General features: G+C 58.3%; 21 protein-coding genes. 3 read left to right on the forward strand and 18 right to left on the reverse strand.

Annotated features, from left to right (window positions below; genetic code table 11):
• Nucleotides 1-165: 165 nt before the first annotated feature.
• From DS906_RS18535 to ybgC, 10 genes are all read right to left on the reverse strand, one after another.
• Nucleotides 166-741 (reverse strand): sulfurase, encoded by a 576-nt coding sequence (locus tag DS906_RS18535; RefSeq protein WP_113791565.1) that lies wholly within the window; start codon nucleotides 739-741, stop codon nucleotides 166-168.
• Nucleotides 742-849: 108 nt separating this feature from the next.
• Nucleotides 850-2,766 (reverse strand): ATP-dependent zinc metalloprotease FtsH, encoded by a 1,917-nt coding sequence (gene ftsH / locus DS906_RS18540; protein WP_113791566.1) that lies wholly within the window; start codon nucleotides 2,764-2,766, stop codon nucleotides 850-852.
• A 76-nt stretch (nucleotides 2,767-2,842) separates the two neighbouring features.
• Nucleotides 2,843-4,096 (reverse strand): tRNA lysidine(34) synthetase TilS, encoded by a 1,254-nt coding sequence (gene tilS / locus DS906_RS18545; RefSeq protein ID WP_113791567.1) that lies wholly within the window; start codon nucleotides 4,094-4,096, stop codon nucleotides 2,843-2,845.
• Nucleotides 4,093-4,917, reverse strand: a complete 825-nt coding sequence (ybgF, locus tag DS906_RS18550; protein WP_113791843.1) for a tol-pal system protein YbgF — start codon at nucleotides 4,915-4,917, stop codon at nucleotides 4,093-4,095. Before ybgF ends, tilS begins: the two co-directional genes overlap by 4 nt.
• A gap of 4 nt (nucleotides 4,918-4,921) precedes the next feature.
• Nucleotides 4,922-5,425, reverse strand: a complete 504-nt coding sequence (pal, locus tag DS906_RS18555; protein ID WP_113791568.1) for a peptidoglycan-associated lipoprotein Pal — start codon at nucleotides 5,423-5,425, stop codon at nucleotides 4,922-4,924.
• 89 nt (nucleotides 5,426-5,514) lie between these two features.
• Nucleotides 5,515-6,834, reverse strand: coding sequence for a Tol-Pal system beta propeller repeat protein TolB (gene tolB, locus DS906_RS18560; protein WP_113791569.1), 1,320 nt, complete (start codon nucleotides 6,832-6,834; stop codon nucleotides 5,515-5,517).
• Entirely contained in the window at nucleotides 6,831-7,931 is a 1,101-nt protein-coding gene (locus tag DS906_RS18565; protein WP_113791570.1) for an energy transducer TonB, read from the reverse strand. Before DS906_RS18565 ends, tolB begins: the two co-directional genes overlap by 4 nt.
• Nucleotides 7,932-7,940: 9 nt before the next feature.
• Nucleotides 7,941-8,417: a protein TolR gene (gene tolR / locus DS906_RS18570; RefSeq protein WP_113791571.1), complete on the reverse strand. Its 477-nt coding sequence runs from the start codon at nucleotides 8,415-8,417 to the stop codon at nucleotides 7,941-7,943.
• Nucleotide 8,418: 1 nt separating this feature from the next.
• Nucleotides 8,419-9,114 carry a protein TolQ gene (gene tolQ, locus DS906_RS18575; RefSeq protein WP_113791572.1) on the reverse strand — a complete coding sequence of 232 codons (696 nt, stop codon included), beginning with the start codon at nucleotides 9,112-9,114 and terminating at the stop codon, nucleotides 8,419-8,421.
• Nucleotides 9,115-9,225: 111 nt separating this feature from the next.
• Nucleotides 9,226-9,633, reverse strand: a complete 408-nt coding sequence (ybgC, locus tag DS906_RS18580; RefSeq protein WP_113791573.1) for a tol-pal system-associated acyl-CoA thioesterase — start codon at nucleotides 9,631-9,633, stop codon at nucleotides 9,226-9,228.
• Nucleotides 9,634-9,824: 191 nt separating this feature from the next.
• Here ybgC and DS906_RS18585 point away from each other — a divergent pair, with 191 nt between their 5' ends.
• Complete coding sequence (locus DS906_RS18585) at nucleotides 9,825-11,531, forward strand: SulP family inorganic anion transporter (protein ID WP_113791574.1); 1,707 nt, start codon at nucleotides 9,825-9,827, stop codon at nucleotides 11,529-11,531.
• 16 nt (nucleotides 11,532-11,547) lie between these two features.
• Here DS906_RS18585 and DS906_RS18590 read toward each other — a convergent pair whose 3' ends face one another.
• From DS906_RS18590 to ruvC, 4 genes are all read right to left on the reverse strand, one after another.
• The gene (locus DS906_RS18590; RefSeq protein WP_113791575.1) at nucleotides 11,548-12,171 is read right to left on the reverse strand and encodes a hypothetical protein; all 624 of its coding nucleotides are present in this window, start codon (nucleotides 12,169-12,171) and stop codon (nucleotides 11,548-11,550) included.
• Between the two features lie 63 nt (nucleotides 12,172-12,234).
• Entirely contained in the window at nucleotides 12,235-13,254 is a 1,020-nt protein-coding gene (ruvB, locus tag DS906_RS18595) for a Holliday junction branch migration DNA helicase RuvB (RefSeq protein WP_113791576.1), read from the reverse strand.
• Between the two features lie 4 nt (nucleotides 13,255-13,258).
• Complete coding sequence (ruvA, locus tag DS906_RS18600) at nucleotides 13,259-13,936, reverse strand: Holliday junction branch migration protein RuvA (protein WP_113791577.1); 678 nt, start codon at nucleotides 13,934-13,936, stop codon at nucleotides 13,259-13,261.
• Nucleotides 13,933-14,430: a crossover junction endodeoxyribonuclease RuvC gene (gene ruvC, locus DS906_RS18605; protein ID WP_113791578.1), complete on the reverse strand. Its 498-nt coding sequence runs from the start codon at nucleotides 14,428-14,430 to the stop codon at nucleotides 13,933-13,935. The genes ruvA and ruvC overlap by 4 nt, the downstream gene beginning before the upstream one ends.
• 334 nt (nucleotides 14,431-14,764) lie before the next feature.
• Between ruvC and DS906_RS18610 the strand changes: the two genes are divergently transcribed.
• A complete protein-coding gene (locus tag DS906_RS18610; RefSeq protein ID WP_113791579.1) occupies nucleotides 14,765-14,977 on the forward strand; it encodes a DUF1127 domain-containing protein in 213 nt (70 codons plus the stop codon).
• A gap of 100 nt (nucleotides 14,978-15,077) precedes the next feature.
• Here DS906_RS18610 and DS906_RS18615 read toward each other — a convergent pair whose 3' ends face one another.
• The 4 genes from DS906_RS18615 to DS906_RS18630 all read right to left on the reverse strand — a co-directional run bounded on the left by DS906_RS18615 (nucleotide 15,078) and on the right by DS906_RS18630 (nucleotide 19,972).
• The gene (locus DS906_RS18615; protein WP_109312601.1) at nucleotides 15,078-15,422 is read right to left on the reverse strand and encodes a hypothetical protein; all 345 of its coding nucleotides are present in this window, start codon (nucleotides 15,420-15,422) and stop codon (nucleotides 15,078-15,080) included.
• Between the two features lie 103 nt (nucleotides 15,423-15,525).
• A complete protein-coding gene (locus tag DS906_RS18620; RefSeq protein WP_113791580.1) occupies nucleotides 15,526-16,398 on the reverse strand; it encodes a 50S ribosomal protein L11 methyltransferase in 873 nt (290 codons plus the stop codon).
• Nucleotides 16,399-16,464: 66 nt separating this feature from the next.
• Nucleotides 16,465-17,697 carry an MFS transporter gene (locus tag DS906_RS18625; RefSeq protein WP_113791581.1) on the reverse strand — a complete coding sequence of 411 codons (1,233 nt, stop codon included), beginning with the start codon at nucleotides 17,695-17,697 and terminating at the stop codon, nucleotides 16,465-16,467.
• Nucleotides 17,698-17,776: 79 nt separating this feature from the next.
• A complete protein-coding gene (locus DS906_RS18630) occupies nucleotides 17,777-19,972 on the reverse strand; it encodes a primosomal protein N' (protein ID WP_113791582.1) in 2,196 nt (731 codons plus the stop codon).
• A 90-nt stretch (nucleotides 19,973-20,062) separates the two neighbouring features.
• Here DS906_RS18630 and fsa point away from each other — a divergent pair, with 90 nt between their 5' ends.
• Nucleotides 20,063-20,716, forward strand: coding sequence for a fructose-6-phosphate aldolase (gene fsa / locus DS906_RS18635; protein ID WP_050603155.1), 654 nt, complete (start codon nucleotides 20,063-20,065; stop codon nucleotides 20,714-20,716).
• Nucleotides 20,717-20,868 lie beyond the last annotated feature (152 nt).

Raw genomic sequence — 20,868 nt, forward strand, 5'->3', positions numbered from 1 at the left:
TGGGCAAAACCCCCGGTTGAATTCCCTGCAAACCGGCGCAGCTGGGCCGGTGCTGGTCAATCCATACCGTTGTGTACAATCCCGATGGATAGAGATTCCGACATATTCATGCCATGAAACGGCGTAGCGTCATTTCACCGGTTTCAAATCGAAAACGCTTGACGCTTAGGGCGCCCAAGCCCGCTGATCGGGCACGAACAGCGTCATCCGATCCCCCAACCGCAGCTGTCCGGGTCGTTCCACCCACGCAGTCACACCCCTTCGGCCCTGTGCCGCAGGCTTGAAGGACGCCCCGTACCCGGGTTGATCGGCTTCGATCTCACGCCCGGGAATGACGCAGGGGCGGTTTTCCATATCCACGGTTATCGTGACACCGTCGCGGACCTGCAAACGCGAGGATGGCGGAAGGTATGTAAAGTCCGGAATGCCGCGCAACAGGATGCTGACGCCCAGAAACGAAGGGTCCAGCCGATCCAGCCCCATCTCTTTAGCAGTGGCGTCCATTTCCTCGGCGGACAGAACAGACAATTGGCGCACGTTGCGGATTTCGGTGCCTTGCGGATACAGATTCTTGACCCTGACACATGAGGTCCGGTTGAGACCCTCGTGCCGCTCGCCTTTGTCCCCTGAGAAATCCAGATCCAAAACATCGACAGCTTTGGCCCGGATTGAACCACCCGCGGGCACATGACCCAGCCAAACAACTTCACCCGTGAATTCTGTTTCTCGCAATACCGGCATTTGAAATCCCCTTCGGCTGCGGGCCGTCAAAATCGTACTAAAAGTCAGACCGGGCCAAATGAAAAGCTGAAAAGAAAAGACCCGGGACTTGGCCCGGGTCTGATTTCTTTATGCCGAAGGTTCCGGCTCCATCCCGCCGTCGGGCGGGGTCTTTTTGACCTTGGTCTTGGGAATGGCGGTAACGCTGGGCGCGCTGCCCTCATCCGGCTTATCACCCTCGTCATCACCATCGGTCGGCGATTCGCCATTCATGACACGCTTGATCTCTTCCCCGGTCAGGGTTTCGTATTCCAGCAAGCCTTGCGCCAGACGTTCCCATTCCTCGTTCTTGTCGGACAGGATCTTGTGCGCGCGCTCATAACCCTGCTGGATCAGGCGTTTTACCTCTTCCTCGATCAGCTCTTTGGTATGCGCTGAAACCGAGAAGCCAGCAGTGTTGCCCGAATAGCCATCATGCGCCTCGGCATAATCAATATTGCCGACCTTGTCAGACATACCCCAGCGCATCACCATGGCTCGCGCCAACTGGCTGGCCTGCATGATGTCACCGGCGGGGCCGTTCGAGACGTGATCTTCACCATATTTGATCACCTCGGCGGCTTTGCCTGCCATGGTCATGGCCAGCTTTTGCTCACATTCGTCGCGGTGATAGTTTAGACGGTCCATTTCCGGCAACGACACCACCATACCCAATGCGCCACCGCGCGGAATAATGGTCGCCTTGTAGACCGGATCGCACAGCGGCAGCGACAAACCGACGACCGCGTGACCAGATTCGTGATAGGCGGTCTTTTCCTTCTGGTCTTGCGTCAGCACCATCGAACGGCGCTCGGCGCCCATCATCACTTTGTCCTTGGCGTTCTCAAAGTCTTCCATGGTGACAAAGCGACGGCCAACACGGGCAGCCATCAGTGCGGCCTCGTTCACGAGGTTCGCCAGATCGGCACCCGAGAAACCCGGAGTACCACGCGCGATGATGCGCAGGTCGACATCGGGACCCAGAGGTGTCTTGCGCGCGTGCACGCCCAAGATCTTCTCGCGGCCTTTGATGTCGGGGTTGCCGACAGTCACGTTGCGGTCAAACCGGCCGGGGCGCAGCAGCGCAGGGTCCAGAACGTCCTTACGGTTGGTGGCCGCCAGAATGATCACACCCTCATTGGCTTCGAACCCGTCCATCTCAACCAGCAACTGGTTGAGGGTTTGTTCGCGTTCGTCGTTCCCGCCGCCATAACCGGCACCACGATGGCGACCCACGGCGTCGATTTCGTCGATGAACACAATACAGGGTGCATTCTTTTTGGCCTGTTCAAACATGTCACGCACACGGGATGCCCCGACGCCCACGAACATTTCAACAAAGTCCGAGCCCGAGATGGTGAAGAACGGCACACCCGCCTCACCAGCAATCGCACGGGCCAGCAGCGTTTTACCGGTGCCCGGAGGGCCAACCAGCAACGCGCCTTTTGGGATTTTGCCGCCAAGACGGCTGAACTTCTGCGGGTTACGCAGGAATTCCACGATCTCTTCCAGCTCTTCCTTGGCCTCGTCGATGCCTGCAACATCGTCAAATGTCACGCGGCCATGCTTTTCGGTCAGCATCTTGGCCTTGGACTTGCCAAAGCCCATCGCGCCGCCTTTTCCACCGCCCTGCATCCGGTTCATGAAATAGACCCAAACACCGATGAGCAGCAGGAACGGCAGCAGCGTGATCAGAAACGACTGGAAGCCGGATTGCTGTTGTTTAACTGCTTCGACCGGAATCTTTTCGTCAATCAGCAGTTTTGTGACCTCGGCATCGCCGGGTTTGATGGTGACATAGCTGGCACCGCTTTGCGTGGTATAGCGAATCTGTTCGCCATCCAAGGTCACATTCTTGACTTCGCCAGCTTGAACGGCCGTTACGAAATCGGAATAAGTTCTTTCATTGCCCTGAAGCGTTCCGCCTGGTCCGCTGAACAAATTGAACAGTGCAAGGATCAGCAAAAACAGAACGACCCAGAAGGCGATGTTACGAGCGTTGCCCAAGGAAAGTCTCCCAAAAGATTTCGGCAGATGGGGGTCTGCCGGGTTGCTCTATAAAATAGAGATGATTCAAGGAGGTTCAATGCGATAAAAAAGAAGAATGAAACTCGGGCGTTCCCGGGGCCAATTCAGCCGTCCATCCATTCAACAATCTGGCGGTTGGCGCTGACACCAGTTCATCCGCAAGCCAAACAGCGGGTGAAGCCAACAAGACCTGACGTGGTTTACCCAAGTCCCGCCAATCTGGAACCCTAGGCAGGCCCTGCTCTCCTAACGGGCGGATTTGCATACCAGCAGTCGAAGGTCCTGACAGAATCCAGCGTTTGTCCCACGGCTCGCCTGGGCGCGCGATTTCGCCCTGAACTGCGTTTAGCTCTCTGCAAATCCACGTTTTATTGACCTTTGGGACAAACAAACAGCCATTGATCGACGTACCGGTACCCTCTTCAACAGCCTTCACCGCCTGATCCACTGACGTTTGCCGTGGTGGATACCCCGCTCCGGCAATCCACGCGATGCAGCCGATCACAAGCCGACGCTGGATTTCCTGTGGCAAAGACTGAAAGGCGGCGCGATCCAAGCAAACATCACCGGATTCCACCACGACGATTTTTCGGGCGGATTCCTGCGTAAAACGCTCCAATGCCTCACGCGCTTGTGCAAGGTTTTCTGCGACTCGGGTCAAAGAACTGGCCGTGATCCCCAAATCCTTGAGGTCAGACAAGGCCTGCCGCGCCTTGATCCGGTCAAACCGAAGGTCCTGATTCGAGGGATCTTCGATCCAGCCAACATCCTGATCAGACAGATAGCCACGCAATGCTTGCCTTGTGACACCCAGCATCGGCCGCAACATCGTCACGCCATCCAAAATCCGTTCAACCGGCATGCCCGACAGACCCGTAACACCAGCTGCGCGGCCTAGTCGCATCAGGAAGGTTTCGGCCTGATCATCTGCTGTGTGGCCTAACGCAATCGCGCTGATCGCATTGCGGGTGGCCCATTCGGTCAACAGCCGATAACGCGCCTGTCTGGCCTGATCCTGAAGGTTCCCCTGACCGGCCCACCCTGTCCATTTCAACGTTTGATGCGAGATACCCAAACGCGCGGCAAGCTTGCCCACATTCTGCGCCTCGTCCGCGGATTCGGGGCGCAAACCGTGGTCAACGGTTGCCGCAAACAGCTCAACCTGCTCGTTTTGGGCAATATCATTCAGCAGCAAAAGCAAGGCGGTTGAATCGCCCCCGCCAGAGACAGCCACACCTAGGCGCGATGGAAGGATTCGCGGCAAACGCGCCCTAATCTCGGCGCGCAATTCTTCAGTGATTTCGGTCAAGAACAGCCCAGGCTTGCCATTTCCTGCGTGGCATTTGTGGCCGAGGTCGAAGACGGGAACCGCACGCCCACCTCGCCAAGGGTGATGCAAGCCTGATCGGTCTGACCCAGACGCCCCAGCGCCGATCCCAACTCAAACAGCGCCTCGGGTGCGAATGCACCTTCGGAATCGCCGGTAAAGCTGGCCAGAAAGGCCCGCGCGGCCTCACGCGTGTCACCGATCCCAACAAGCGCGCGCCCCCGTTTCAGGTTGGCTTCGGGTGCCAGCGGACTGCCGGGATACGAGGTTTCGAATGTGGTGAATTGCTCCGCTGCGGCCTGAAAGTTGCCATCCGCCAGCGCCTGTGATGCGGCATCAAAGTCCGCGCGCTCACCCACTGCAAGTTCACCTTGTTCCATCGACGTTGGCGCTGCCGGTGTTGCAGGCGCCGCAGCGGTGATTTCGGAATCGCCACCCAGCGTGCTTGTCGGCTCGCCCGAGATTTCGCAGCCCGTTTCCAATTCGCACAACCGGAATTCCATATCGCCGATCCGGTTGGTCCCATCGGTGACGATGTTTTGCACACGCTGGTTCAACTGCTCGGTCTGACGGGTCAGACGCTGCAATTCAGCCTCAATGGCGTCAACACGTTCCAGAACGGAACTGCCAGCCAGATTAGGCGCCGGAGATCCGGTGGTTGAAAACTCGCGCTTGAGGCGCTGAACCTCGACGTGCAGCACCGTAAGCTCCTGACGGATATCCGCCAGTGTTTGCTGATCCTGTGCACTTGCCACGCCAGCAGTCGCCACGACCGTAGCCAGAACCCATCCTGCAATTCGCATCATCTTACCCCAAAGTTGAACCGGTCAGGACCGTCACCGAACGACGGTTTTTGGAATAGCATTCCTCGGTGCTGCAAATCTCGATCGGGCGTTCCTTGCCGAAACTGACGGTGGTCAACCGGTTGCCCGCAACCCCACGTGAAATCAGGTATTCACGCGCCGCATTCGCGCGACGCGCGCCCAGGGCCAGGTTATACTCGCGAGTACCCTGTTCGTCCGCGTGACCCTCGATCGTGGCGACAAAATCTGTATTGGCCAGTAGCCAGTCTGCCTGTCCCTGCAATATCGTCTGCGCCTGCCCGGTCAGGGTCGATTGATCGACCTCAAACAACACGCGGTCACCAACAGTTTGCTGGAAATAGGCCGGTGATTGAGGGTCGCTGGGCGAACCCGGCAGGATCGAGCCGTTACCGCCTGCGCCACCGCCCAGTGCCGTAGGATCGTTATTGGTACAGGCGGCCACTACACTTAGCACGCCCAATGCTATGACTTTGCTCAATACATTCATTTCAGGTGCCTCGTCGTTTTATTGCTTTATTGCTGTCTCTGTTATCACAGTGCAGGAAATTTGTGAACTTTTCCAACCCCCTGCCCCGATCACTTCTGCAGAGGCCCCCAGGATGGGTCACTGCCGCCATCCGGGGTTCGCACCGGGCGCAGGTTCCGACCTGAGATATCCACCGAATACAATGTCGCCCGTCCACTTGCGCCCTGCGATTCACGGGTGAACATGATGACGCGACCGTTCGGCGACCATGTTGGCCCCTCATCCAGGAAGGACGAGGTCAGCAGCCGTTCCTCGCTGCCGTCCGTCCGCATGACGCCGATATGGAACCGGCCTTTGTTCTGCTTGGTAAAGGCGATCAGGTCACCACGCGGCGACCAGACCGGAGTGCCATAACGCCCCTGCTTAAAGCTGATGCGGGTCGCCTCTCCGCCATTTGAGGGCATGATGTACAGTTGAGGTGTGCCAGAGCGGTCGCTTTCAAACACGATCTGCGACCCATCCGGAGAATAGCTGGGTGCAGTCTCAATGGCAGGTGTGTTCGTCAGCCGCACGCTTTGCCCCGAGGCCAGATCCATTTTCCACAGGTCCGTGTTGCCGCCCTGAATCAACGAATACAGAATGGAACGGCCGTCGGGCGAAAAGCGTGGCGAAAAGCTCATGGTGCCGTCTTGTGTCTTCAATTCGGTCCGTTTGACGCGATCAACGTCCAAAACATAAATGCGCGGCTGACCGGTTTCATAGCTTGTGTACAACAGCCGATCGCCCGAGGGCGAAAAGCGTGGTGCCAGAACAATCGCGGCGCTGTCGGTCAGGTACTGAACGTTCGCGCCGTCATAGTCCATGATTGCCAGACGCTTCAGACGCTGGTTCTTGGGCCCGCTTTCGGACACAAACGCGACGCGGCTGTCAAAGTAACCGCTCTCGCCGGTCACACGGGTGTAAACCTGATCGGCCACTTTGTGTGCCATGCGCCGCCAGCCATCTGTGGTCCCGGAAAACTGCAGACCATTGCCCAATTCCTGACCCGAGAATACGTCCCAAACGCGAAATCGCACAGTCAGGCGCTTGCCCGAGACATTGACTGCACCTGTCACCAGGGCCTCAGCATTGATGGCCTTCCAATCGGCAAATTGCACAGGGGCTTCGAAATTGCTGACCCGACTGATGAACGCGTCTGAAGAAATTTCACGGAACAGTCCGGTTCCCGTCAGATCCGCCGCTACGACGCGCGATAAGTCGTTTGCGTATTGTGTGGCTGCTGGCCCGTCGGGCACGAAATTCGGCACCGCAAAAGGCAAGGGTTCGATAATCCCCTGATCCAGCTCAAGACGCAGGGGTCCGCTTTGCGCATACACTGGCGCTGCCAAAATTGTCAGGCCAAGCAACAGGCTGGTCAGAAATCTCATCATTTGATCCGCATCCTCTCGGGATTGAATGTAATCTCAATATCCCGCCATTGATCGTATTTGTCAGTAGGCAGGGTGTATCCTTTGGCCCCGCAGCGCAAAATCGCTCGCCGGGCGGCCTCGTAGGCTTGTCTTGCAGACGCGTCAGTCCCGCCGGAACTGTCGATCATTTGCAGTGTACCGCCGAGCACCTTGCCATCCGGTGTCAGCGAGAACCCGACCACAACGACCGTTTGCAGTGCGTCCGTGGACAAAGAACCAACGTTCCAGCACTTCGACACAGCCAGTCGCATGGCATCCTTCTCACCCGCAGTCAGGGGTGGGCCAGACGGTTCGCTGCTCTGCCCCAGCGCCTCGGCCAGTGCGTCGTTGATCGCGGTTTCATCACTTGGCGCGGGCTCTGGTTCGGTCGGTTCTTCGGTCTCAGCCACTTCGGGCTGCGCCGGCGGCGTTGGCCGGTTCGGTCGCACCAGCGGACGAGGAGAGCTGCGCGGCGCATATTCCTTGGCTTCTTCCGCCTCGGTCACGATTTCATCCGTGGCCTCTTCGGGTGCCGTTTGATCCTGCTGTTCTTGCTGAGTTTCAGCTCCCTCGTCCAGCGATACAGCCGGGGATTCAATATCATCTGGCGTGGCCTCGGGCGGCGGCGGCGCAACAGGTTCAGGCGCTACTTTATCCGCAGGCCGCGGCTGTGCCTCGGGCCCCGGCGGGGTGGGCAAAACGACGGCCTCGGGTTCCGGGGGGGCCAATTCGGGGGGTTGTTCGATCACGACCGGTTCAGGTGGAGGGGCCAGCGGTTCCGGTTCCAGCTCCGGCTCCGGCTCATTTGGCTCTGACACTTCAGGCGTCGGAGGTTCCTGCTCCACCGGTTCAGGGGTGGGGATTTCTTCTTCGGGCGCATCAGGCTGTTGCAGGGCGGCTGGCGTAGGCACCTCTGGCGCCGCACTCTGGGCCGTCATTGCTGCGAACTGTTCAGCCGAAATCACCGAGATATCCTGAACGGGCATAGGCAATGGTTCGGACCGGAAGGTGCCGCCAAACAGAGCCCACGAAATCAAACTGACATGGGCAATTGCCGAGATCTTGGTGCCGGTATCCACCGCGCGGCCTCACTCTCCACCTTCGTCCAGCGCAGGGCCGCCGGTGTCAGTCACCAGCCCCACATTGGAAAACCCACCTGCATTCAGCGCGCCCATAACCTGCATCACCTGCGCGTATGGGATTGCACCATCCGCCCGCAGGAACACCCGGTCGCTGCTGCGTTCTGCCGCGATGGCGCGCAGCTTGCCAATCAACTCTTCGCGGGCAACATCGGTGGTTTGAATCTGAACGCGCCCTTCGGCAGTCATCGTGACTGTCAGCGGCTCTTCGTTATCGCCCGGCAACGCGCTTGCCGCCGTTTTGGGCAAGTCCACCGGCACGCCAACGGTTAGCAGCGGTGCCGCCACCATAAAGATAATCAGCAACACCAGCATGACGTCTACAAACGGCGTCACGTTAATCTCGGCCATCGGCTGCGCGTGCCCGCGACGACGGCCGCGTCTGCGCCCGTTCCCGCCTCCGTTCTGCTGAACCGCCGCACCCATCTTAGCTGTCCAACTGACGCGACAGGATGGTGGCGAACTCGTCGGCAAAAGCCTCGTAGCCACCCACAATCCGGTCACTATCAGAACTGAGTTTGTTGTAGAAAATTACCGCCGGGATCGCAGCCAACAGACCCAGGCCCGTGGCCAAAAGCGCCTCGGCAATGCCGGGTGCCACAACGGCCAGGTTGGTGTTTTGCTGCTCGGCAATCTCGATAAACGCGTTCATGATGCCCCAAACGGTCCCGAAAAGGCCAATGAATGGCGCGGTCGAGCCGACCGTCGCCAAAATGGGCAATCCTTTTTGCAGTGTCTCGGACTCTTTGGCGATCGCGACATCCATCGAACGGTCAATCCGCGCAGTGGCCCCCGCAATCAGCCCGCCATCCGTTCGGTGCGACCTGCGCCATTCGATCATGCCAGCGGCGAAAATCTTCTCGGAACTGCCGTCGGGCTGCGATCCGATATGTTCGAACAGTTCATCCAGCGGGTTGCCGGACCAGAAGGCCTCGTCAAACACCTGCGCCTCGCGGCGGGCCGCGCGGTAGTTGATCAGCTTTTGAACGATAATGCCCCAAGACCAAACAGATGCGCCGATCAGCATCAACATCACCAATTTGACGATAAAGGTCGCGCGGGCATACAGCCCCCACATGGAGAAATCGATCTCCTGCGCCAGCGCCAGCGTTTCAGCTTCCATGAACCTGCTCTTTGTTTTTTGCCTGACGGCCGTTCGTTTGGCCTTGTTTTTCCAAACGCTATCGCAGTTGGTTATGAAAAGCCAACATAACCACCCCTGACCGACAAATTGTTACATCAATGCGCGAATCTCTGCCGGAAGGCGGACCGGCTTGCCCTGCGCATTCATGCAAACAGCAGTCACCGAGGCGCGGAAGATTTCGGTCTCACCCCTTTTGACCAACTGACCCATGGTCAGCCGCACACCAGAGATTGACGACAGCCAAGTTTCAACGATCAGCTCATCATCGAACTTCGCCGGAACCAGATAATCGGCCTCGATCCGGCGCACGACCCAGACGATCCCGCCATCGCGCATCGCGTTCTGATCATTGCCCAGAAGGCGCACATAGTCAGATCGCGCGCGTTCGATAAACTTGAGATAATTCGCGTGATATACGACCCCGCCCATATCGGTGTCTTCATAGTAAACCCGGATCGGAAAGATATGCTTGTGGGGCGCATCAGCTTCATTGGCCATGATATCAGGTCCGGTCTCTCAAATATGCAACGCGCGGGGCAAATCCTGCTCTGAAACAGATGCATGGTTGCCACGGGTCCTGCAATCCCCTTGTGGGGGCAAATTTCCCACCTTCCTAAGTCCGCTCTCGAAATTCGACGATTTGCCCTCTAGGCTTTCATACATACCAGGTGAATCCGACAGGAGTTTCAATGGCTAAAGGACCAAAAGAAGAGAGGATGTTCTTTCTTCCAGTCCTTCAGGGCGTCTTGCCGTTCAACCGCGCGACTTTGCCTGCGGAAATTTTGGCAGGCCTGACCTTCGCCTGCCTCGCGATCCCCGAGGTCATGGGCTACACAAAGATCGCAGGCACGCCGGTCGTGACGGGATTGTACACCATCCTCATCCCAATGGCGCTGTTCGCGCTGTTCGGTTCGTCCCGCCATCTTGTGGTGGGTGCGGATTCTGCCACGGCGGCGATTACGGCCTCAGCCCTGGCTGGCATGGCAGTGTCGGGTTCGTCCGAGTATCTGGCGTTGGCGTCCCTGTTGGCGCTGATGGCAGCTGTTCTGCTGATTGCCGCACGCCTTATCGGCTTGGGGTTTTTGGCTGATTTCCTATCCCGGACAGTTCTTGTCGGGTTCCTGACAGGCGTGGGCATTCAGGTCGCAACCGGTGAAATACCGGGGCTTTTGGGGATCGAAAGCGACGGTCACGGGACTATCGCCAAGCTTCAGGCAACCATTCAGAACATCGACCAGTCAAGCTGGCCCACATTGACGGTGGCGGCGGCGGTTCTGCTGATCGTCGTCGGATGCCGGCAGCTGTCACCGAAACTACCCGGCCCGCTAATCGCAATACTTGGGGTAATCCTGTGCAGCTGGGCGTTCCAATTCGCCGCATCCGGCATCGCGGTACTGGGCTCGGTTCCCAGCGGTTTGCCTGCGCTCTCTGTCCCGAACATGGATTGGAGCTGGACCCTGTTCAAACAATTGCTGCCAACCGCGCTGTCCATCTTCGTTGTGATCTTGGCCCAAAGTGCTGCAACCTCGCGGGCCTACGCGGCGCGTTACGAAGAGAAGTTTAGCGAGAACACAGACCTAATCGGCCTGGGGCTTGCCAATCTGGGGGCGGCATTTACAGGTACATTCGTGGTAAATGGCAGCCCGACAAAAACCGAGATGGTGGTCAGCGCAGGTGGTCGCAGCCAAGTGGCACAACTGACGACCGTCTTGATCGTCTTGGTGGTCATACTGTTCCTGACCGGCCCACTGGCCTACCTGCCGAATGCGGCACTGTCTGCAGTCGTGTTCCTGATCGGCCTTAAGCTGATCGACCTGAAAGGCCTGATTGCAATTTACCGGCAAGCTCGATCCGAATTCTGGATTGCTGTCGCCACGGCTGCTGTTGTTGTTATCGTGGGGGTCGAACAGGGCATCATCTTTGCGATGGTGCTGTCATTGATCGACCATACCCGCCGTGGGTACCGCCCCAAAAATTCAGTAATCGTCAAAACCAAAGACGGTGGCTGGCATTCGAAACCCATTTCCGTGCCAAACCAATTCGAACCCGGGCTTGTCATCTATCGCTTCTCTCACAGCCTGTACTACGCGAATGCACAGCGGCTTTCGGATGAGATTACGACAATCACCCATAATTCAGACAACAAAGTACAGTGGTTCTGTATCGAGGCCTCGGCCATCGATGACGTGGACTTCACCGCGGGCTACACGCTGCGCAATGTTCTCAATCTCCTGCAGGAGAAGAACATCAGGCTGGTTTTCCTCCTGGTCGAACCGCATGTCCGGTCTGAATTGGACAGGTACGGAGTGACCGATTTGGTGGGCGACGACGCATTTTTCGACACGGGAAGCGATCTATTGACCGCTTTCCAACACCGCAGCACATCCAAATCGTAGATTATCTCAGCTTAAATCACTGCGACTGCTGCATTCGTGCAAACAACCGCAAGCCATGCGCCGGGTCCTGCGCTGCCCCCGGCAAAACCGGATCATAGGCTGCCCGGATCAGCCCGGCGATATCGGGGCGCAGGACAGTCACTCCCTCGGCAACCGCCAGCGGCGATTGCGTTCTGAACGCAGTGTCCGACCACAGCAAAATGGCCTGCACCACCTGGCTGAGCGCTAAAGTCTCTGCTGGAATCTTGGACAGCTCTTTGTCCATGCGCAGGAAAACAAACGCAGCCCGGATCGAACCGTCCTCTTCAAAGCGAAACACCCGATACTGATTGGCATCCGCCGCGATCAGTCGATCGACCAAAGGGGTCAGATCGGGAACCAGCCGATCTAGATCGGGAACCTCCAACAATTCCTTCCAGTCGCGGAAAAAGAACACCATGCAGTTCGCACCAAGTTCCGGATCCGTTTCAGCCATCTTATGATCGGCCAGGCTTACCACGGCCTCAAATGCGCCCTTGACGGTGGTCAGAGTTTCCACCTCGACCCCAAAGACGATGGGCACGATGGGCCGCCCCCAACGCGCGAACAGAAACTCTCCGCTTTCACGGGTGAACAACAACTGAATGTCTTCGGGGGTCACGCCCTATCCTTCATCTTTTCGAAAATACTCTCGCCGACGGCATAAAATCTATGGGCCGCAGCTTCAACCAAACAGATCGTTTTGCCCCTTGGGGGCCGCCATACCCAGATGAGTCCAAGCCTTCTGCGCCAACATCCGCCCCCGCGGCGTGCGTTGGATCAGACCTTGCTGCAACAAATAGGGCTCGATCACTTCCTCCAGCGAATCGCGACTTTCCGACAACGCAGCCGACAGAGTCTCAATCCCGACCGGACCACCGGCATAGTTCTCAGCGATCAGCTTGAGGTATCGCCGGTCGGCACCATCCAAGCCCAGATTATCCACTCCCAACCGCGTCAGCGCGCCATCCGCCAGATCCAGTGTGATACGTCCATCGCCCTCGACGATGGCGAAATCCACCACCCGTCGCAGCAATCGCCCCGCGATCCGCGGGGTCCCGCGCGATCGGCGCGCAATCTCTCTGGCGCCCGCATCATCAGCAGGCGCGCCCAGTTTGCGGGCGTTGCGCGTAACGATCTCGTGCAACTCGTCCACTGTGTAGAACTGCAACCGCGTCGGAATGCCAAATCGGTCGCGCAATGGGGTGGTCAGCAAGCCCATCCGCGTGGTCGCACCAACCAAAGTAAATGGCTGCAGCTCAATCCGGACTGTGCGCGCCGCCGGACCTTCGCCAATCACCAGGTCCAGCTCAAAATCCTCCATCGCCGGATACAGAACCTCTTCGACAGCCGGGTTCAGACGGTGGATTTCGTCGATGAACAACACATCGCGGGATTCCAGATTGGTCAGGATTGCCGCCAGATCACCTGCTTTGGCCAGAACCGGCCCCGAGGTCATGCGGAAATTCACTCCCAACTCGCGCGCCATGATTTGCGCCAGCGTCGTTTTACCCAGACCCGGAGGGCCATGAAACAGCGTGTGATCCATCGCCTCGCTCCGCATACGCGCGGATTGGATAAAGATGCGCAGATTGGCCCGCGCCTCGGCCTGACCGATGAATTCGTCCAGCCCCTGCGGACGCAGGGCGCGGTCGTTGTCCTCGGGCAAGGGCTCGGGGCGCAATGTGGGATCGGCGTCTACCATTCAGTTACCCTTTCGGAGCCAGCAACTTGAGCGCCGCCCGGATCAATTCAGCCTCGCCTGCATCCGGCAGGCTAGCGGCCGCTTCGGCCACAGCCGAGGCCGCCTCAGACGGTCCGTACCCCAAATTGCCAAGGGCTGACAGTGCCCCGGCCGAAGCTGCGGCAGACCCCGAGGCAGGTTTGGTCGCCCGCTTGGGCACTTGTGCCGGTTCAGACAGCTCAACAACTTCCAATCCGGGGCCGTCCATCGCTTCGGTCACGGTCCCGCCCATAGCCATCACACCCGGCGCTTTGTCTTTCAGATCCAGCACGATCCGCTGTGCCGTCTTTGGGCCCACGCCTTTCGCCGCTTTGACGGCACCCCAATCCCCAAGCGCAATCGCCCGACTGACCCCATCCGGACCCAGCGCGGACAGAATGGCAAGCGAGACCTTGGCCCCAACGCCCTGAACCGAACAAAGCAGGCGATGCCATTCCTTTTCGACCAGGGACAAAAACCCATAAAGCTGCATCAGGTCTTCGCGCACTACCATATCGGTATAGATCGAGACAGCCTCGCCAACGCCCGGCAACGCGGCCATGGTCCGGTCCGAGCAGTAAACGAGGTATCCGACCCCACGCACGTCGATCAACACGTGATCCGCTGCGCGATAGTCCAATCGCCCGGTCAGTTTTCCGATCATGCCCGCACCTCTTTCACGCGCGCCTGCGGCGCTGCGCCGTAATATGAATGACAGATGGCAATCGCCAGCGCATCCGCCGCATCCGCCCCTTTGGGTTTACAGCCCGGCAGTTGCAATTTGACCATATGAAGAACCTGCTCTTTCTCGGCATGTCCAACGCCCACAACCGTTTTCTTGACCCGGTTGGGCGCGTATTCACCCACGGGCAGCCCTGCTTGCACCAGCGTCAGCAACGCCACACCCCGCGCCTGACCCAGCTTCAGCGTACCAGCCCCGTCCTTGTTGACGAAGGTCTGTTCGATGGCCGCCTGGTCGGGCTGATGTTCTGCAATGACTTCGACGATCTGATTGTACAGCGACAGCAAACGCTCGCCCAAATCGTCCCCGTCAGACTTGCATAGCCCGTTGGCGACGTGGCTCAGGCGGCTGCCATGCGATTCGATGACGCCCCATCCCAGGGTCCTAAGCCCCGGATCAATGCCTAAAATCCGCATGTTTCGCCTCGGCCTGCTCGAGTTTTTGTGATCTTTTTTACGGATTAGCACGAAGCGTGAACATTTTCCAAGCGAATTGACAGAGAGCACAAAAACGACAGACCTGTTTCACAGGCGACAAAACGGCCAGTTTGCGACAGGCAAAAGTCTGAAATCGACATGTTTCATGAAGCAAAAATGGCCAATAAATTAAGGGGTTCTAATGAATCTCGAGCTCTGCAAAAAACGCATAGGACAGTTGCAATTTCCGCTCTTGCACAGCCGATTTGGCAGCACTAAATGCCGCTCAGATCGAACGATCAAAACGTAAACTTAAACCAGAAGGAAACAGGATATGGCTGCACTGGACACCACCCGCACCACCACCGGCTCATTCGGCCTCGTCGGCCGTATCGGCGCAAATTTCGCATCGGTCGTAAACGCCTTTGTCGAATGGAATGACGCCCGCGTGACGCGTAACACGCTGAGCGGTCTGACAGATCGCGAGCTGGAAGATATCGGACTGTGCCGTGGCGATATTGACGTCGTGGCCGAAGGTCGTCGTTAAGATTTAACACACCCACTCATATGCCCCTTCCCTCCCTCAGGGGCAAAGCAGAACGCCGCGCATGCAGAATGCGCGGCGTTTCTGATTCATTCGCCTGATGTCAGGGCAGCAGCCGTGCCAGCTGTTCCGAAAGCATCAGCGATACCGGGTCGATTTGCATCACCCAGGCACCGGCTTGTTCGACCGAGGTGCCCTCGTTCAATGCGTCAACCCTGTATTGATAGCCCGAAGGCCCAAGGCTGGTGAGCAAGAACGTCTTGAATGCAAACAACCCAAGCAGACACATCAGAAGAACCTTCAGGGGCAAAGCTGACTTCACCCTCTGCGGTTTCATCACAACCAACCCGTCCTTGCGCATCGTCGCGCGGTAGCCACGGCTTAGTTTTGCGTGTTTCTTGCTCAGGCGATTCACGCGCTGATCAAATTCCAGTTGTTTTCCCGTCATGGCAGCCTCCAAAACCGCCCCCCGATTCCACGTTAAGACGGTAGAAACAGAATGCGACAAAATCGAGGCAAAACTCCAGAAAGCTCCAGCAAATGGCCCAAATTTAGCCCTGTTTGCTTAATATTAGCGTCGTCCACTCACCAATTTGGTCATTTCTCTCTAAATTAAACCCGTTTTGTAGATAAACGGAAACCACATCATCGGCTTGTTCGTTAAGGATTCCGGACAAAATTGCGTACCCACCGACGCGCAGATTCGCTGCGATTTCGGGGGCCAGAGCAACCAGTGGGCCCTTAAGGATATTTGCAAAAATCAGATCGTAGGGTGCGATCGCGCCCAGATCGGGATGGTCAAAGCCCGCCGCTTCCACGCAACGGACCTTGCCTGCCATTCCATTGGCATTCAGGTTGGCTTCGGCGACATCAACGGCCACTTCGTCGATATCACTGGCGATGATCTCACCTTCCCAGACCCGCGCTGCCGCCATGGCCAGCACCGCCGTGCCGCAGCCGATATCGGCCACTTTCGTAGCCGCGAATCCGTCATTCAGAAGATGATCCAGCGCCTTCAGACACCCCAAAGTGGTTCCGTGGTGGCCAGTGCCAAAGGCCATTGCGGCTTCGATCAGCAAAGGGATACGTCCTTCGGGCAATTTGTCGGCATCGTGGCTACCGTAAACAAAGAACCGCCCCGCTTCGACCGGGGCCAATTCCCGACGCACATGGGCCACCCAATCCGTGTCGGGCAGTTCCGATACCACGAAAGGCTTGGCCTCAAACGCGGCGGCCAGAACGGCCAGAGCGGTTTCGTCCGGAGTTTCCGTGAAATACCCACCGACTTCCCACAGGCCCGAACCATCCTCGACTTCGAATACTCCAACGCCGGTTGGTTCCGGATCCAGACGCTCCATTGCTTCGCCCAGCCCTTCGGCAGCTTTTTTACCAGTCAGTGTAGTCAGCGCAGTGAATGTGGGCATGGGGGCCTCCTGTATCAATTGACACAGCGCCTATGGCGATGGCCCACCAAGGTCAAGCATTGGCGCTTATTCGGCGGGTGCCGGCGCGTATTTCGACAAGATCGTTTCATTTCCCGGTTCCGGGTGGCGCGGGACCAGCAAGGACAAACCCAGCGAGATCATCGCCATCGCAGCGGCCAGCGCAAAGACTGCACCGGGTGAGATGACCCACAGCAGGCCTAGAAGCGCGGGAAGGAACACAGCGGCGATATGGTTGATCGTGAACGCCACGGCCGCTGTCGGTGCGATATCCGCAGGGTCGGCGATTTTCTGAAAGTAGGTCTTCAGGGCAAGCGCCAATGCGAACAGAACATGGTCGATCACATAAAGGGTTGCAGCCAGTACCACGCCCCAACCAAACCAGTAGATACCGCCATAGGCCGCAAAAACGATCGCCAAGCCGGTGTATTCGAAGATCAGCGTGCGGCGCTCACCGAACATCGATACAGCCTTACCCAGCATCGGAGCCGCCGCCATGTTGATCACCAGATTGATCAGATAAAGGCTGGTCAGTTCGTGTACTTCGAACCCAAACTTCTCGACCATCATGAAGCCCGCGAAGACAACAAAGATCTGCCGCCGCGCGCCGGCCATGAACTGTAGCGCGTAATACAGCCAGTACCGACGACGCAGGATCAGTTTCTTGGTCTGTGGAGTTGGCGAGTCAAACTGCGGAAATGCGAACAGACAGAACAGCGCCAACAGGGCGGTCACACCACCAGCGGCCATGAATACAATGTTGTAGGATAGATCAAACCGGTCCCAAGTCAAAACGATCAAGCCGTAGACTACTGCGGTCGCGGCTGATCCCATGGCAACAAGCCAGCCCAATACCTGCGGCGCGCGGTCCTTGGGCAGCCATTGCAGCTGCAGCGACTGATTCACTGTCTCGTAGTAGTGAAATCCGATCGAGCTGAAGAGGGTGACAAACAGCAACCCACCAAGGCTGGGAAACCATGCTGTCAACGCAGTTGCCACGCCCAGCATCATCAGCGAGATCATCGCCAGTACCTGCTCGCGCACGAAAATGATCACCGCGATCACGCCAACAGCAAGAAATCCGGGGATCTCCCGCACAGTGTGCAGTAACCCAATGTCGGCCCCGTCAAAATTCGCCACCTCAATGACGAAGTTGTTCAGCAGTGCGCTCCATGCATTGAACGCAATCGGCATCGTCAGTGCCATCACGAACAAGAGCGTCACAGGGCGGCGCCAGAACGGAAGGCTCTGCGCCTCGGACAGGGGCATCGGTTTCAACATGGGACTCCTCTACGCCCATTTTCAGATTTTGGCGAGGGCGAAGCAGCGGGCGCACAATCGGTCTGCGCTGATGCAGAGGTCAGTAGAAACTCTGCGGGTCGATATCCACGGTCAAACGCAGGTCGCCCTTCAGGCGCAAAGGCGCGATCCAACGGGCAATCGCGTCCTGAATCGGAGCGCCCTTGGGTGCCTTGACCAGCAATCGCACGCGGTGTCTGCCGCGAATCCGCGCGATCGGGGCCGGTGCCGGACCAAACACCTGCGCGCCGATCTCGCGCAGCGGCGCATCGTTTCGGGCCATTGCATTTCCGATATCAAAAACTGGTCCAACCTCAGGTCCGGACAGGACGATCCCGGCCATACGGCCGTATGGCGGCACACCCGCCGCCTGCCGTCCGGCGGCTTCGGCCTTCCAGAAGCCCTCTTCGTCACCTGAAAGAATGGCGCGAATAACCGGATGCTCGGGCTGGAATGTCTGCAACAGGGCCTGCCCTGGCTTGTCCGCCCGGCCTGCCCGACCCGCGACTTGCCGCATCAACTGGAATGTCCGCTCAGCGGCACGCAGGTCTGCCCCGTGCAGACTGAGGTCGGCATCGATTACCCCGACCAAAGTCAGATTGGGAAAGTTGTGCCCCTTGGCAACCAGCTGCGTACCGATAACGATATCGGCATCGCCCTCGGCAATCTCTTCGATCTTAGCCTTCAGGGCGCGGGCCGAGCCGAACAAATCGGAACTCAGCATCGCGATCTTGGCATCGGGAAACGTCGCCTCGGCCTCTTCCGCCAACCGCTCGATCCCCGGACCGACCGGGGCCAACTTGCCTTCGACGCCGCATGAGGGACATTCCTCGGGCATCGGCTTGGTCTCACCGCATTGGTGACACATCAGCCGTTTCAGAAACCGGTGCTCGACCATCCGCGCGTCGCAATGATCGCAGGCAATCTGTTCCCCGCAAGCGCGGCACAGGGTCACCGGCGCATATCCACGGCGGTTGATGAAAAGCAGCGATTGCTCACCCTTCTCGATCCGCTGCATCACCGCCTGCCGCAAAGACGGAGAAATCCAAGTCCCCGGTTGCATCTGTTCGGCCCGCATGTCGATGGGTTTCATCTCGGGCAACACTGCCGCCCCGAATCGCGAGGTCAGATCAACCCGGTCGTATTTTCCCGCCTCGGCGTTGGCCCAGCTTTCCAGCGAAGGTGTTGCGCTGGCCAGAATCACCCGCCCGCCACAAATGGCAGACCGCAGAACAGCCATGTCCCGCGCGCTGTAATGCACGCCGTCCTCTTGTTTGTAAGAGGTGTCGTGTTCCTCATCGACCACCACCAGGCCAAGGTTGCGAAACGGTAGGAACAAAGCTGACCGCGCACCAATCACCATTTGCGCATCCCCCTGCCCGACCATTCGCCAGACCCGGCGGCGTTCCGTCATGGTCGCGCCGGAATGCCATTCGGCTGGGCGTGCACCGAACCGCGCCTCAACTCGTGTCAGGAATTCCGCTGTCAGAGCGATCTCGGGCAGCAGAACCAAGGCTTGTCGGCCCATGCGCAGCGCCTCGGCTACAGCCTCCAGATACACTTCGGTCTTGCCCGAACCCGTCACGCCCTTAAGCAGCGTGGTTCCATATTCCCCGGACCGCTGGCCCTTCTGCAACTTCTCAACCGCCGCCGCCTGATCGTCGGTCAAAGCTTTGCCCGGTAAATCCGGATCCAGATGCGGATAGGGCAAATCGCGCGGGCTGTCTTCTTCCCGTACAGCGCCCTGCTTGACCAACCCTTTGACGACCGAAGACGTCACGCCCGCCTGTTCGGCGAGTTCTTTCAGGGTAAATGCAAGCCCGCCATAGTCGCGCAGAACCTCCAGTACTCGGGTGCGCGCGTCTGTCATCCGATCCGGCGCGCCATTGCCCAGCCGGTAAACCTTACGCATCGACGGCGGATCACCAAGCCCCGGCGCGCGCGTTGCCAGACGCAACATTGCGGGCATCGGCGTCAGAGTGTAATCGGCAACCTTCCCCAGAAACAGCCGCATTTCTTCGCGCATTGGCGCGACCTCAAGCACGCGGATCACAGACCGCGCCTTGTTCAGGTCGAACCCGCCCTGTCCCGGCCCCCAGACGACACCCAGAACTTTACGCGGCCCCAGCGGGACCTCTACGAACGCCCCCAGAAAACAGCCCCCCTCGGGCGCCTTGTAATCCAGCGTCCGGTCCAGCGGTTGTGCGGTCAGAACCGCAACCAGCTCTCCGTGGTCGAAATACTCCTGAGTGCTCAACGCTTATCCTTGGGCTCGGGGGTTCCAGCATGGGTCTCTTTGAGGTAAAGCCATCCGCGACCAAGGCCAACCCATCAAAGGACTGCCCGCATGAAATTCTTCGTAGATACAGCCGAGATCGACGCCATTGCCGAACTGAACGATCTGGGCATGGTGGACGGCGTGACCACCAACCCGTCGCTGATCCTGAAATCAGGCCGTGACATTCTGGAAGTGACCAAGGAAATCTGTGATCTGGTCGACGGACCCGTTTCGGCCGAAGTTGTAGCCACCGAAGCTGACGACATGATCGCTGAGGGCCGTAAGCTGGCCAAAATCGCGCCGAATATCGCCGTGAAAGTTCCGCTGACATGGGCTGGCCTGAAAACTTGCAAGACGCTCAGCGACGAAGGCCAGATGGTCAACGTCACACTCTGCTTCTCGACAAACCAGGCGCTTCTGGCCGCAAAGGCGGGCGCAACGTTCATCTCGCCCTTCATTGGTCGTCTGGATGACATCAACCTTGATGGCATGGATCTGATCGCGGATATCCGTCAGGTCTATGACAATTACGGCTTTGAAACCGAAATTCTAGCCGCTTCAATCCGCACCGTGAACCACGTGACCGACAGCGCCCGCATCGGTGCTGACGTGATCACCGCACCGCCTGCCGTGATCAAGAAACTGGCCGATCACCCGTTGACAGACAAAGGTCTGGAAACCTTCCTGGCCGACTGGGCCAAGACCGGTCAGAAAATCCTCTGACCCTTTGCGCGACCGCGCGGCACCGTTAGGTGCCGCGCCCGGCCCAACTGCCAAGCCTTGATCTTTGATCAAAGCTTCGCAGGCGGGAGCCGCAGGTCACAGTGGGAATGAAATGCACCGCCAATGCATTTTTTCCAAGGAAACCGCTATAA

The organism is Ruegeria sp. A3M17 (assembly GCF_003318255.1).
GTDB lineage: Bacteria > Pseudomonadota > Alphaproteobacteria > Rhodobacterales > Rhodobacteraceae > Ruegeria.

What these genes read in the sequence shown, in the direction of transcription:
- ruvA (WP_113791577.1), bottom strand. Translation starts at nt 13,936, where the DNA reads ATGATCGGAAAACTGACCGGGCGATTGGACTATCGCGCAGCGGATCAC.
- tolQ (WP_113791572.1), bottom strand. Translation starts at nt 9,114, where the DNA reads ATGGAAGCTGAAACGCTGGCGCTGGCGCAGGAGATCGATTTCTCCATG.
- ruvB (WP_113791576.1), bottom strand. Translation starts at nt 13,254, where the DNA reads ATGGTAGACGCCGATCCCACATTGCGCCCCGAGCCCTTGCCCGAGGAC.
- ruvC (WP_113791578.1), bottom strand. Translation starts at nt 14,430, where the DNA reads ATGCGGATTTTAGGCATTGATCCGGGGCTTAGGACCCTGGGATGGGGC.
- tolR (WP_113791571.1), bottom strand. Translation starts at nt 8,417, where the DNA reads ATGGGTGCGGCGGTTCAGCAGAACGGAGGCGGGAACGGGCGCAGACGC.
- fsa (WP_050603155.1), top strand. Translation starts at nt 20,063, where the DNA reads ATGAAATTCTTCGTAGATACAGCCGAGATCGACGCCATTGCCGAACTG.
- DS906_RS18620 (WP_113791580.1), bottom strand. Translation starts at nt 16,398, where the DNA reads ATGCCCACATTCACTGCGCTGACTACACTGACTGGTAAAAAAGCTGCC.
- tolB (WP_113791569.1), bottom strand. Translation starts at nt 6,834, where the DNA reads ATGATGAGATTTCTGACCAGCCTGTTGCTTGGCCTGACAATTTTGGCA.
- DS906_RS18610 (WP_113791579.1), top strand. Translation starts at nt 14,765, where the DNA reads ATGGCTGCACTGGACACCACCCGCACCACCACCGGCTCATTCGGCCTC.
- DS906_RS18535 (WP_113791565.1), bottom strand. Translation starts at nt 741, where the DNA reads ATGCCGGTATTGCGAGAAACAGAATTCACGGGTGAAGTTGTTTGGCTG.
- ybgF (WP_113791843.1), bottom strand. Translation starts at nt 4,917, where the DNA reads ATGCGAATTGCAGGATGGGTTCTGGCTACGGTCGTGGCGACTGCTGGC.
- ybgC (WP_113791573.1), bottom strand. Translation starts at nt 9,633, where the DNA reads ATGGCCAATGAAGCTGATGCGCCCCACAAGCATATCTTTCCGATCCGG.
- DS906_RS18625 (WP_113791581.1), bottom strand. Translation starts at nt 17,697, where the DNA reads ATGTTGAAACCGATGCCCCTGTCCGAGGCGCAGAGCCTTCCGTTCTGG.
- DS906_RS18615 (WP_109312601.1), bottom strand. Translation starts at nt 15,422, where the DNA reads ATGACGGGAAAACAACTGGAATTTGATCAGCGCGTGAATCGCCTGAGC.
- pal (WP_113791568.1), bottom strand. Translation starts at nt 5,425, where the DNA reads ATGAATGTATTGAGCAAAGTCATAGCATTGGGCGTGCTAAGTGTAGTG.
- DS906_RS18585 (WP_113791574.1), top strand. Translation starts at nt 9,825, where the DNA reads ATGGCTAAAGGACCAAAAGAAGAGAGGATGTTCTTTCTTCCAGTCCTT.